Here is a 13068-nt window from a genome sequence, read left to right on the forward strand (position 1 = left end):
TATTTATCACACTGTAATAAAATTGTTTCTTAATGTTGTTACTTTTTTCTATTTACATAAATACCTATGCTGTATTAACTAGTATCTAATCAGATGCTTAAGGGATAATTTCTGACAACTTTTCCAACAGTTGTTCTGCTAAGTCGAGTAGCTCGATGTCATTTTTTGTATGACTCGAATTACGAAAACGATCGCTACCAGTAACACCACCTGCTAAAACTTTTTTGACTTCGCAAAGCCTATCATCTTCATCAGGAATGTGAAAGCATTTTTCTAAATTTGCTGCGGTTTCTGAAATAGATTTGCTTTCTAGCTGTTTCCTAACTTTCACCGCAACTGGGTCGTTACTTTCTAAAAAATCAGTAACAGACTTTAATACCGAGATAGTTGATTGTGAGCATGAGGCAGAATCAATATCAGATAAATCTATCTTCAATGGTTTAATTTTTGGCTTTTCTGTTTCCGGCTGGGAAATAAAATGAACTTCAATAGTGTAACCTGCAGCCGCCGCAATTTTTGCTAAAGTTTCCAGTTTAGGGATTTGTTTGCCTGATTCAATCCTTGCTAGTTGGGATTGCTTCATTCCTACCCTTGCCGCAAACTGCCGCTGGGTAAGCCCTGTTTCACTTCTGAGAGCAATGAGCCGACTAGCAATGTCAAATTCTGCCTCTAACGCATCATACTCTGCTTTGAACGCTGGATCTGATAACAAATCAGCACGTATCGAATCCCAGTTTATGGAGTTTTCAGTCATGTTTTTTGCCTCCTTGGCTGAGACTTTTTTTGCTTCATCAGTGATGTTTTGTTACTCGGCGTCTGCTAGAAAAGCTTTCATCCGAGATTCAGCAATCTCAAGTTCTTTCTTTGGAGTCTTCTGAGTTTTCTTTTGAAAGCCATGCAGTAAAACAAATCGCTGACCTGTGTAGGCAAAATACAAAATTCGGTAAATGTTTGTATCTTGTTCTACCCGAATCTCAAATAGCTTTGAGCCTTTCATAGAACGCACGTGGGGCATTCCAACCGATATACCGTATTCCTTAAGCAAGTCAAATGTCCGGGCAAACTTTGCCTGGACTTTAACCTCTTGCTCTTCAAACCAAGCCAACACAGGAGAACTACCATCAGACAACTTATAGAACTCAACTTGCCATTGCACCACTTAACTTTGTTTAGCTTAGATAACAAAAATGTTATCAAATGCTGGCAGCTTTGTCAACTCTGGGTGAACGTATAAGAATTTGTATCTTGAGGGAAGGTGCTGGATGTTCAAAACGGACAAACTGATAACCCTTACCATTCGTCACTAACCCCCAAACAGATGATTGCTGCTGTAAGCTTTTAACAGCATAAGTGACCAGTTGGGCTAAACCCTCAAATACTTCTACTGCACTATTTTTCGTTTCTATCACCAAAATCTAAAAAGTCAATGCAGTGGTTGTTGCCTTCAACGGATATAGCGATAGCTTCGCTACAGCATAGCGGCAGATAAGCACATAGTAAAATCCTGCCAATCGCGATTAGGGGCTTCCAAATAAAAAATATCCTAAAATTTCTTGTGGTGCGGGCATCTTGCCCGCCACTTATCCACCCAATTCGGCACATAAATTATACCAATTCTTTTTAAACGTGAAACATATCTCTACTCCTCCCTCAACTTTTTAAACTCTTCTGTTGTAAAGGGATTCTTACCTGCACTTAAGGCATTAATCCAGCTTTGTCGCTGTGATTTTTGCTCAGAATTATCAGACCATTTAATAAATGCCTGAAAATCTTCAATCGCTCCTTTGAAATCGCCAGTTAACGCTCTCGCTAGACCTCGGCTATCAAGAATCCCTCCATCTTTTGGTGCAAGAGCAACTGCTTTTTCACAGGCAAACATCACGTCTTTGGCAAACATTCGCAAGCTACCATCCCAACAAAGAGAATTCCAATCATTGGCAGAGATTGTTAAAGAGGGATCGAGTTTTTGAGCATCTTTGTAAAGAGCGATCGCTTCTTTGATTTTATCCTGCTTTACCAGTGCTTCTCCTCGTGTAATAACAGCAATTGCTTTTGGATTATTTTCTAGCTCTTCTGTCTCTGGATTCAGGTCAATATTTCGCTCCAGTTGTTGTGCTTTTTTAAACTTAACTAATGCTGCCTCAATTTCGCCTTCTTGGGCGAGTTCTATGCCTTGGACAACTATAGCTGGTGCTGCTTTTACTTCTGAATTGTAGTTTAGTTTGGAGTTCCATACCTTGGCTTTATTAAACTTAACAACTGCACCCTCAAAATTCCCCTCTGTTGCTAATTTCTCACCTTGTTCTATTAAAGTCGATGCGGCGGCACTCAGGAGAGGCTTTGTTTGACATCCCTGAAGGTCTGCCAATGTTTCAGGATGCTGGGGTAAATAATATTGGAGCCAATTGCATCCCAACCTAAGTAAATTTTTTAGATCGAAGTCCCACAGTTTTACTGTCTTGTCGGAACTTGCAGAAGCGATGGTCTTGCCGTCGGGGCTGAAGCTGACGCTATAAACCTCGGCGGAATGACCTTTGAGGGTTTTGAGTTCTCTGCCTGTGGTATCCCACAGTTTTACCGTGTTGTCCGAACTTGCAGAAGCGATGGTCTTGCCGTCGGGGCTGAAGCTGACGCTCAAAACCTCGGCGGTATGCCCTTTGAGGGTTTTGAGTTCTCTGCCTGTGGTATCCCACAGTTTTACCGTGTTGTCCCTACTTGCAGAAGCGATGGTCTTGCCGTCGGGGCGCATCACCGTGCCTTCTACTTTTGCTCCTGTTACAAGCGGCTGTCCAATAGTAACCTCTCCGTTGTGCTGCACTAACAAAACGGATTCTATTGTGACTTTCTCATCCGGTTCGGCAGAAAGCAACTCGATATCATAAAAGCGACCTGGTTCGACTCTAATTTGTTTGCCGCCAGTCTCAATAATTGCGTAAGTCATGGAATTGTCCTTGAGGTTGCCGTACAGGTAGCTGAGCTTTATGCTTTTAAACAGCTTCTCAGCTTTTGTATCGTCTTTACCTGATCCGAGCAGGAATTAGACAGACAATCCGTAATCATAGCTTAACAAATAGCTTAATGTCAATTCACCTAGGCTTTGCCAGTCGCTAAGGTTAATTCTTCAGCTTCTTGTCTACTTGCAGACGCAAAAGATGGAGCAGACAACGAGCAAGCTTTCCACTCTGATTTTACTAATACGTTCAGTAGCTGACAGGTGCCCCCACGCTGCCCTTGTGGTGTGTAATAACGACAGTAACGACAAGATGAAACACAAGAAGATTTTAAGGTTGCCATGTTAAAAATTGATTAAACGTTAAAAAAGTTTTTAGCCACATATTTAAACACTCTCTTTATCAGTATGGCTTTCCCATCTTTAAATTTGGGTAGAAATTAGATAATGTTCTGAAAAACTTTGTACTTCTCAATATTGCTTAATTGAGAATTTTTACTTAAGTACTGACTAAAGAACATTTGTAAAAATCTTGACAGATTGGGAAATGAATTTTGTAGCTAATTTAGCAGATAAATTTTCTAATTGTCTCTTGTTTTCAGCTTTCCTGTTGTTGGTAGCAAACCCTACGTGTAAGTAGATCGGGACAAATAAAGTCAACAAGTTTTGGTTGTGAAGCGATCGCAATTCCCCCAATTTATACTACAATGTAATACAAAAGAGTACAAATGCACTCCCCAGAGAAAACCCTTACTTCCTACTTAATCTTAAGTTCTCAAAAAAATCCATATGCAAAGAATAGAAGTTGAAAAAAGAACAATTCTAGTTGGGCTAGCAGGTAGCCACGGATACGGGTTAAATAGACCCGATTCCGATTACGACTACCGAGGCGTATTTGTAGCAGCCAAAAATTACTATTTGGGATTTGACATTATTGAACAAAAAGATAGTGGATGGGATGAACCAGGAATATTTCCCTTTCTGGATAATAATAAAGACACAGTCATATACGAATTAAGAAAAATACTTCAGTTACTTGCAGGAGCAAATCCCAATATTATAGAATTATTGTGGTTAACAAAATATCCTGTTTTAACAGCTGTAGGTCAGCACTTAATTAATCAGAAAAAAATATTCTTGACTAAAAAAGTCAAGCATACTTACTCTGGGTATGCCTTTGCCCAAATAAAAAAAATGGAAACTCATCGCAAGTGGTTGCTCAATCCGCCACAAAAGAAACCACTTCCATCTGATTATGGTATAGAAGACGAAGTACCACTTACAAAAGATGAGTTAAACGCTTTTTTGGAATATCTTTATAACTTAATTAGAGGTAAAATTGAATTTTTAGAAGAAGCAGACCAGTTATATAAATTGCTGACAGCAGATATAGACTTTAAAGGCGTGTTGAAACAGTATCCGCTAGCTGATGAAGCTTTGGAATATACACAAAAATTAACAAATAGCCGGAAAGATTTTATTCGCTTGCTAAAGAAAAGCCAAACTTATCAAGTGGCTTTAAGAGAATGGAAAGCTTACTTAGCATGGCAAGAAAATAGAAATCCAGCTAGGGCGGAGATGGAGAGAAAATCGGGTTACGACCTCAAACATGGAATGCATTGTATCAGATTGTTACGCAGTGGGCTAGAAATCTTGCAGAAAGGAGAAGTGATTGTAGACCGAAGAATAGGTGGAGATGCAGAGGGGTTAAAAGCGATTCTTCGGGGAGATTATTCTTACGAGCAAATAATGAAGATGGCAGAAGATTTAGTTGCTGAAATGGACAAAGTTTACGAAGCGTCTACTTTGCCCGACCGTCCTAATCTAGAACAAATCAATGAATTGTGTATGGAATTGGTAGAGATGCAAGGTTGGAGTTAAAGAGTTTGAAAGATATATACAAAACCGTAGGCACTAGTAATAAGAAAAAACAATGCTGCTAATTGATTTACTCTAATTTCTGGGGAAGGGGCAATAGCTTCTCTGACCAATATGGACATTGACGCTCCAACTACCAAACTCCACCCTAATATCATATAAGGTGTCTCTAAGGTAAAATTCCAAACTATCAGCATTGCAATTGCTACCAAAACCATCAGCATCTCTACAAACCGGGGTGGGTTGTACTGGCTGGATAGTATAAATGTACTGAACCAAAAACGCCAAAATCTCATAAGAACTGATTTGTCATTGGTCATTTGTCATCGGTCATTGGTCATCGGTCATTGGTCATTGGTCTAAAGTCAAAATATACGGTTGTTAATTAATGGTTGACTCTAAACGCTTGACTAATGACTAATGACTAAGGACTAACTTCTAACTTTTTGTCCCGTACCGTTTCTTTGTGTGGTTTCATCGGGAATTTCTATGCCAAAGACGCGACTAAAGGCTTTTTCAACCTTGTAGCCAGAATCAATTGACTCTAAGGGGTCTTTCCGCAGCCTGTGGCGCAGACACAAAGTAATCACCCGGCGAATATCATCAACTGTGACTTCACTACGCCCTTCAAACGCAGTGATTGCTTTTGCGGCGCGGTTAGTAACGATATCACCCCGCAGTCCATCAACATCAAGTTCGGAACAAACTTCAGAGATTTTCACCCGAAGGTCGTAGTCTATTTTGACCGATGGCAAAAGCTGTTGGGCATTGACAATTTTTTGTTGCAGTTCTTCCTGCTGAGATTTGTATTGCTCTAAGAATGCTGGAGGATTTTGGTCAAATTCTGCCCTTTGCTCAACGATTTGCACGCGTAAGGCTGGTTCTTTAACCGTATGAATTTCCGCGTGCATTCCAAAGCGATCGAGAAGTTGAGGACGCAGTTCACCTTCTTCAGGGTTACCAGAACCGACAAGCACAAAACGTGCTGGGTGACGAATCGAAATTCCTTCCCGTTCTACCGTATTCCAGCCACTAGCAGCAGAGTCAAGAAGCACGTCTACGAGGTGGTCATCTAGCAAGTTCACTTCATCTACGTAAAGGATACCCCGATTGGCTTTTGCTAAAAGTCCCGGTTCAAAGGCTTTGACACCTTCTGATAAAGCTTTTTCGATGTCAATGGTGCCGCAAACTCGGTCTTCTGTGGCTCCCAATGGTAAATCTACCATTATAACCTTTTTTTGAACTGTGGGAATATCCGCCCCTTGCTCTAGCTGTTGGCGGACTTCATCGCTCATCAAATCGGGGTCGCTGGGATGGCTGTTGAATGGATCGTTAACAACCACAGGGATTTCTGGTAGCAAGTCAGCCAGCGCCCGGATGGTTGTGGATTTCCCCGTACCGCGATCGCCCATAATCATGACACCGCCAATTTTAGGGTCTATCACGTTCAACAACAGAGCCAGTTTCATTTCTTCCTGACCCACAATTGCTGTAAATGGGAATACCACACGACGCGTACTTGCCGTAGCTTGAGCAGTTGGACTCACTAAATTACCTTATCTATATATTTCTTATTACCGTCTTTATTGTGCCATAGGTAGCGTTCTGGGGAACTGAGGGAAGAGATGAGATAGCACACAGAGTTACTGGATATTGGGCAAACGGGAGTACACAAAGCGATTCATCCAATTTTCCAGATACAGGCGGTTAGCTTGTTGTTGATAGGGTTCTTGAGTACCCAATGGATAGGGTGATAACCCTTTAATGGCCGCCGTCGCAACGCAAAACATAGATTTTTGGAAGCTGCGGCAAATTTGTACCCGTAGATTATCTTCTCCACGATGCGATCGCATATACAGCTCGTGTAGGTAACTGGGTAAAAAATGGCGCAAATCTTGCATGAGTAAAGTAGGAGGAATTCCCGCACTACCTATTAAAAGCGGTTCTGCATAAAGTGCCCCATAAGTAAACTCAGATAGGGCTGGAGATATTTGACGGGCTTGTGCGTTGTAGGAAGTTGTGCCAAAAAAGGGGGTTCCTCGGAAGAAAATTGCTTCGACATAGGGTACAGCTACGTCTTGCAAAAACTTTAAACTTGTTGTTTCTGGAATAATTTTGTAGAGTTGACCGCGAATAAAGACAGTATAAGCAATGGGTTGTTTAGCTGCTGCGGTCAAACCTGACTGGATATGGTCTACAACTTGAGGAATGGAGGTGATTTCCTGACGATTGTAGCGATGGGATAAATCATTGAAGATATTGGTCATCACTCTCCAGAATTGTCCCAAAGCATTATAATACACAAGTTGCCGAACTTGCTCTGTAAAGAAGGCAGGGAATAAATGATGAAAGCCTCTTAATAGTAAATTGTTTTGAGTTTTTGCTAGAACTGCTTCTTGGGCAGCTTGCTCAAATTCTGGAGAATTTAAGTAAGTATCCAAACTACTACCACCATGCCAAAACATAGTTTTAGCGCAGTATTCTGCATACTCAAAATTAAAGCGATCGTGCCATCCATAACGCAGTAACTTTGCTGTCGTGACTTTACCATTAAAGTGTTTCCAGAAGGGAAATGGTTCTAGGAAAGCATTTTTAGAAATGTAGAGAAGGTTCCTTGAATATGCATCCAAAACAAATGCATAGCTGTGTAGAATTCCAACAACTTCTAACAAATTTTGAGGGGAATCAGGTAACAGAGCTTCTCCTGCTTCCAATCGATTAATGTACTCGTTTAGAGGATGAACAATTTGTTGAACTTTTGAAAGAGTAGCAATCATTGTTGTTTCTCCGAGCAAATGAACAAAATCAGTGACAGATGACCAGTTATCAAATTTTGTTTGCTGATAATTGGTCATTTTTCACTGAGAATTGATAGCTGGTAACTGTTAAGGCGGTTGTTGTTGCTTCGCTTCTACCAATGAGCCAATTAGGTTGGATTCCAAGGAGGATAATAGTTGCTGCTAAAATAACAGCAGGTATGTGTTCTGACCATTTCACACGGGGTAGTTCTGCGATCGCATCAGGAATTTGACCAAAAAAGGCGCGGTTAACTAACATTAAAAAGTACACTGCAGTAAAGCCAGTGCCTACCATGCAGAGTAGGGTTTGTATGGGAAAGATGGAAAAACTCCCTCGGAAACATAAAAACTCAGCAACAAAACCTGCCATACTGGGGATACCTGCACTTGCCATGACTGCTAGTACCATGAGGGTGCCAATCACTGGTAAACCCTGTTCTGGATGGAGTAAACCTTTGAGAATGTTGAGATTGCGACTGCAAGTTTTGTCGTAAACTATACCAACTAAGAGAAAGAGCAAGCCAGATATCAAACCGTGGCTTATCATTTGCATCAACGCCCCCATCAAGCTTACAGGAGTTGCGGCAGATGCTGCTAACAAGACATAACCCATGTGCCCAATAGAACTGTAAGCAACCATCTTTTTCATGTCCGTTTGGGCGATCGCTGCAAACACTCCGTAGAGAACACTGACGACAGCCCAAGTAGCAAGCCAGGGAGCAAGGACTGACCATGCTTGGGAAAATAAACCCAAGCCAAACCGCACTAAACCATAAGTTCCTAGCTTTAACAGGACTCCTGCTAAGAGTATGGACACAGGAGTAGACGCTTCAACGTGAGCGTCGGGTAACCAGGTGTGGAAGGGAACAAGAGGTGTTTTGATAGCAAATCCCACCAAAAGGGTGACTAGCAAGGGAAGTTGAACTTCTAAAGGTAAGACAGATGAGAGTGAGGGATTGTAAGCAAAGCTATTAGCACCACTAAACCCAACTAATCCCAAAAAACTTGCAAGTAGAAAAATTCCAGAAATCGCCGTGTAAATCAAAAACTTTGTTGCTGCGTACTCGCGACGATCGCCTCCCCAAATCGCAATCAGCAGATACAGGGGAATTAATTCCACTTCGTAAAACAGGAAGAACAATAGCAAATCTTGAGCCAGAAAGGCACCAGCTACCCCAGCATTTAAAAGCAAAATGAGGGTATAGTAAAACCGGGGTCGATGGGTCAGTGGGTTGGTACAGTAAATCGCAATGCTTGTAAGTAAACCATTAAGGATGAGCAAAGGGAGAGATAAACCATCAATGCCCAAATGATAATTGATGCCTAATGTCTCTAGCCAAGGTACGTATTCCTGAAATTGCCAATTGGAATTGAGAAGTTGAAATTGGCTTCCTAAGAATATCGACCAAATCAACAGACTGATGGCGATCGCAAATGAAATCCATCTTGCAAGTCTTGGTGTCACTTTGGGAAAAAATGCGATGAAGACAGCACCGAGTACTGGTATCCAAATGAGGGGACTGAGCATAGTGGATAGTGGTTAGTGGATAGTTGACAAAGTCATAAAAACGGTCAAAAAACTCACGCCCAGTAAAATTGTGAGCACGTAAAATTGGGACTTTCCTGAGGCGCTGTATTTCAAGCTTTGACCGGTTAAAACTGTGGCAAGACCTAATAAATTTACCGCACCATCCAGAATGAAGCGGTCAAACCAAGCCGTGAATTTTGACAGTTGTGCTACAGCAAAAACAATGCTGACACGGTAAATTTGGTTGATATAAAAGTCGTAAGCCAACATCTCGTGTAAGAATTTTGCTGTTTTATGTACTGGTCTTAGCCAAACTCTTCGCAGTTCAACGATGGCCCCAAGCCCGTAACCCAATATGCCAGATAGAGTCAGCAAAATAGTTTCTGACCTACTCACGGATATCCATGACGGTATCAGATCCAGACTATGTAGCATGGAGGGTACTGATAGGGTAGTCACCGTCAAAATAACCATTGGTAATGCCATTTGCCAGCCGACTTCAGGTGCGCGACGAGTTTTGACTTGAGATGGACCTAAGAATACAAGACGAAACACGCGAGTGAGGTTAAAGGCTGTCAAACCGTTAACCAAAAGCAAGATACCCACCAACCAAGGTGCTTCTAGCCAAAATTGCTCAATTCCTCGTTGCATTGCCCAGAAGCCTCCGAGGGGTAACAATCCAATGAGCCCTGCTGTAGCGAAAGCAAAGGCACTAGCTGTAATGGGCATGGTTTTTAAGAGCCCTCCCATTTCTGTTAGATCTTGAGTGTTGGTTGTTGTGATGACGCAACCAATACTCATGAATAACAAAGCTTTGGCAATGGCATGAGCCAAAATCATCATTAGGGCGAAATTTGTCCATTGCATTCCAACGGCAATGAAGACTACCCCCATGTAGGCACTTGTGGAATGAGAGAGAGCACGTTTGATGTCGATTTGAGAGATTGCGACAAGGGATGAGCCAAGAGCGGTCACTGTACCAATGATAATCAAAGTTGTCATTGCAACAGGTGAAATCGCCAGAATGGGTTGGAGTTTCACCAATACATATGCACCGCAAGCAACCACGAGAGAATTCCGCAAAACTGAGGCTGGGCTGGGGGCTTCCATCGCTTCATCTAACCAAAGATGAAGGGGGAACTGGGCACATTTTCCTGTTGGACCTGCAATCAGTGCCAAGCATAACAGCGCGATCGCTGGTGATGGTAAATGGGTTGTTTGTGCCCATTGATACAGTTCTGGAAAGTTTGTACTGCCTGCAAGAGTTGAAAGCCCTACCACTCCCATGAGAAGCAAAATGTCACCTACTCGCTTGGTAAGAAATGCGTCACGCGCTGCTGTAACCACCAAGGGCTGTGCGTACCAAAATCCCACTAGGGAGTATGTTGACAGAGTCAGCAGTTCCAACCAGCCGTAGGAGAGTAACAGGGAATTGGAAAGCGCCAAACCACTCATTGCCCCTTCAAAAAATCCCATAAGCGCAAAAAAGCGGGCAAGGGCATAATCTTTTTCCATGTATCCCAGAGCATATATCTGGGCTAACAGGCTTAAACCTGTCACGAGTTCGATCGCCCCAACACTAATTGATGAGATTTCTAGGGCAAATGATAGGTTTAAATCCGCGACTTTAAACCAGTGAATGAGTAACTGTTGTGGTGGTTGCTTCCACAGTACACAAAAGACGATGAGACCGTGAATGTAGGCACTCAAAGTCATGAGGAGATTCAGGGAAGCAGCCGGACCCGAACCCGTGCGACGTATGATTTGAGTTGACCAGGGCAAGGTCAGGACTGCCCCGAGCAAGCCGTAGAACGGGATTAACCACGTGGTTTGAATGAAAAAATCTGTCATGAAGGTACCTCATAGGGGATGAAGAATCGAAGATGGAATTATGAAAACCTTTTACTTCTTACTTCACACTGCACACTTCACTGTTTTGCTGTCAGTTCACACTTCACATTTCGGATTTTGGTCGCTGTTAACTGATAACGGTTCGCTGTTTGTCTATGTCGCAGCTTGCGATTGCCCGTTGGTGTAAATTTTACGATTGCGTTCTAAAAGCCCATCCCACTGCACTATGAGGGTGCTACCCATTTTTTCTTGTTGTTTTGCCCATGTTGAGAATAGGTCAAGGCAAGAATGGTCTATGTAAGCCAGTTTATCTAAATGGATGTGCAATTCTGTTTTTGGAGGGATTGCCTCTAGAAGACTTGCTAACTTTGGCAGCCTCACAAATGTTGCTGCGCCTTCTAGATAAATATCAACTCGCCCGTTGTTTTCATCTTTCACAACTTGAATGTTGAGTTTGGATACTTTGTAAATCAGTGAAATCGCTGTCAGTACAATACCAATTAGGACTCCTGTTAGGAGTTCTGTTGCTACAATTCCTATCAAAGTGGCAAAGAAGATGACCAGAGGAAAGCGCCCGTATTTCTTGAGATGGCGAATATGTTCTACTTCTATCAACTTGTAGCCAGTGTAAACCAGTATTGCTGCTAGGCTACAAGTTGGAATTATTCTCAATAATCCAGGTGCGGCAATCACCAGCATGAGCAGCCAAAGTCCGTGAAGCATGGCAGATAGTCTTGTTTTTGCGCCTGCTTCCACGTTCACAGAACTGCGAACTATCACTCCGGTCATTGGCAAAGCACCAAGTAGCCCACACAGCATATTGCCAAATCCTTGTGCTGCTAATTCGCGGTCAAAATCTGTTCTCTGTCCGGTATGGAGTCGATCTACTGCGGCAGCTGAGAGTAAGCTTTCCGCACTGGCAATGAACGCAACAGCTATAGCTTCTAGTAAGACAGGAGCGTGAATCAGCCGTGGTAAGGTGGCAAGGGATGGAAGTTGAATTGCCTCTAAGAGATTTGAAGGGACATCAACATAATCAACGGGTAATTTATACACTGCAGCAATTGTTGTGGCAATGATGACACAGACAAGTGCGCCCGGTACAAGCTTCAGGCTGGGTGGCTTGAACTTTTCCCACAGAACAAGAGTAACGATAGTTGTGATACCCAGTAAAGCTGCAATATGATGAACGCTCCCATCCATTGGGAATATAGCTTTATAAATCACTTTGGGAATTGTGAACAAGTTCTCTAAGCCGTGTGAGCGGGGTGCATCATCCAGCATGACGTGAAACTGAGATGCCAAAATCAGTACACCAATACCTGAAAGCATTCCATAGACAACGGCGGGAGACATGGCACGAAATAGCTGACCAAGTTTAAAGATCCCTGCGAGCAATTGGATGAGACCCGCCAAGATAAGTATGGGACCAAGCATATCAATGCCATATTGCTGTATGATTTCTGCAACAATGACAGCAAGCCCTGCAGCTGGTCCGCTTACCAGCATTGGAGAGCCGGATACAGCATTAACAACAAGCCCACCAACTATTCCTGTCACTATGCCACGGGCGGGGGAAACTCCCGAGGCAATGGCAATTCCCATACATAGAGGGAGGGCAACAAGAAATACAACAAACGATGCTGGTACTTCACTGGTGAATGAGGGTCTATCCCTAATGCTCATTATGTTTCTCATTTGCTTGTCCTCCGATTGCAATTTTTGATGTTGTATGACCAACAAAGGATGAAGGATAAAAGATGAACAATAGGTTGATAGATGAATAAAAGCCCACGGCAGTTGCTTTAAACTCTGGAAAACAACCAATGCACTGCCTTCTCGTATTAATAGGGCTTACTTTATACTTCATCCTTCAGTTGACTTTAAGTATTTACTGATGGGTTACGCCGAATCTGAGTCTGCCTTCTATCGAGCTATAGCTATTGTTACCATTTACAATTCTTTATTTTTCTAAAAATTAAAAAATATTTCATGAAAGAAGTATGAATTGATTATGAGAAATTTCTCACAATCGGGTGCTATTTCATGGTGTGGCTAGCTAG

Annotated in this window: 12 protein-coding genes; 1 reads left to right on the forward strand and 11 read right to left on the reverse strand. The window is 42.4% G+C overall.

Going from position 1 to position 13068, the window contains the following annotated elements; all coding sequences use genetic code 11:
- Positions 1 to 97 precede the first annotated feature (97 nt).
- The 5 genes from ACYRY3_RS18315 to ACYRY3_RS18335 all read right to left on the reverse strand — a co-directional run bounded on the left by ACYRY3_RS18315 (position 98) and on the right by ACYRY3_RS18335 (position 3294).
- Positions 98 to 754, reverse strand: a complete 657-nt coding sequence (locus ACYRY3_RS18315) for a helix-turn-helix domain-containing protein (RefSeq protein WP_460203042.1) — start codon at positions 752 to 754, stop codon at positions 98 to 100.
- A gap of 51 nt (positions 755 to 805) precedes the next feature.
- Positions 806 to 1159 (reverse strand): type II toxin-antitoxin system RelE/ParE family toxin, encoded by a 354-nt coding sequence (locus tag ACYRY3_RS18320; RefSeq protein WP_460203043.1) that lies wholly within the window; start codon positions 1157 to 1159, stop codon positions 806 to 808.
- A 34-nt stretch (positions 1160 to 1193) separates the two neighbouring features.
- A complete protein-coding gene (locus tag ACYRY3_RS18325; RefSeq protein WP_460203044.1) occupies positions 1194 to 1409 on the reverse strand; it encodes a hypothetical protein in 216 nt (71 codons plus the stop codon).
- A gap of 230 nt (positions 1410 to 1639) precedes the next feature.
- Positions 1640 to 2941 carry a 50S ribosomal protein L21 gene (gene rplU / locus ACYRY3_RS18330; RefSeq protein ID WP_460203045.1) on the reverse strand — a complete coding sequence of 434 codons (1302 nt, stop codon included), beginning with the start codon at positions 2939 to 2941 and terminating at the stop codon, positions 1640 to 1642.
- 149 nt (positions 2942 to 3090) lie between these two features.
- Complete coding sequence (locus tag ACYRY3_RS18335; protein ID WP_460203046.1) at positions 3091 to 3294, reverse strand: hypothetical protein; 204 nt, start codon at positions 3292 to 3294, stop codon at positions 3091 to 3093.
- Between the two features lie 445 nt (positions 3295 to 3739).
- On the opposite strand from ACYRY3_RS18335, the gene ACYRY3_RS18340 reads away from it, so the two are divergent.
- Positions 3740 to 4831 carry a nucleotidyltransferase domain-containing protein gene (locus ACYRY3_RS18340; RefSeq protein ID WP_460203047.1) on the forward strand — a complete coding sequence of 364 codons (1092 nt, stop codon included), beginning with the start codon at positions 3740 to 3742 and terminating at the stop codon, positions 4829 to 4831.
- Here the strand turns inward: ACYRY3_RS18340 and ACYRY3_RS18345 are convergent.
- The 6 genes from ACYRY3_RS18345 to ACYRY3_RS18370 all read right to left on the reverse strand — a co-directional run bounded on the left by ACYRY3_RS18345 (position 4828) and on the right by ACYRY3_RS18370 (position 12703).
- Positions 4828 to 5124: a hypothetical protein gene (locus ACYRY3_RS18345; protein WP_460203121.1), complete on the reverse strand. Its 297-nt coding sequence runs from the start codon at positions 5122 to 5124 to the stop codon at positions 4828 to 4830. The genes ACYRY3_RS18340 and ACYRY3_RS18345 overlap by 4 nt on opposite strands.
- A gap of 135 nt (positions 5125 to 5259) precedes the next feature.
- Positions 5260 to 6375, reverse strand: a complete 1116-nt coding sequence (bchI, locus tag ACYRY3_RS18350) for a magnesium chelatase ATPase subunit I (protein ID WP_460203048.1) — start codon at positions 6373 to 6375, stop codon at positions 5260 to 5262.
- A gap of 96 nt (positions 6376 to 6471) precedes the next feature.
- The gene (locus ACYRY3_RS18355) at positions 6472 to 7605 is read right to left on the reverse strand and encodes a CO2 hydration protein (protein WP_460203122.1); all 1134 of its coding nucleotides are present in this window, start codon (positions 7603 to 7605) and stop codon (positions 6472 to 6474) included.
- Between the two features lie 49 nt (positions 7606 to 7654).
- The gene (locus tag ACYRY3_RS18360) at positions 7655 to 9154 is read right to left on the reverse strand and encodes an NADH-quinone oxidoreductase subunit M (protein ID WP_460203049.1); all 1500 of its coding nucleotides are present in this window, start codon (positions 9152 to 9154) and stop codon (positions 7655 to 7657) included.
- Positions 9155 to 9166: 12 nt separating this feature from the next.
- Positions 9167 to 11005, reverse strand: coding sequence for an NAD(P)H-quinone oxidoreductase subunit F (locus ACYRY3_RS18365; RefSeq protein WP_460203050.1), 1839 nt, complete (start codon positions 11003 to 11005; stop codon positions 9167 to 9169).
- 153 nt (positions 11006 to 11158) lie between these two features.
- Positions 11159 to 12703, reverse strand: coding sequence for a SulP family inorganic anion transporter (locus ACYRY3_RS18370; protein WP_460203051.1), 1545 nt, complete (start codon positions 12701 to 12703; stop codon positions 11159 to 11161).
- Positions 12704 to 13068 lie beyond the last annotated feature (365 nt).

The sequence above is a fragment of the Scytonema sp. NUACC21 genome (genome assembly GCF_054684315.1).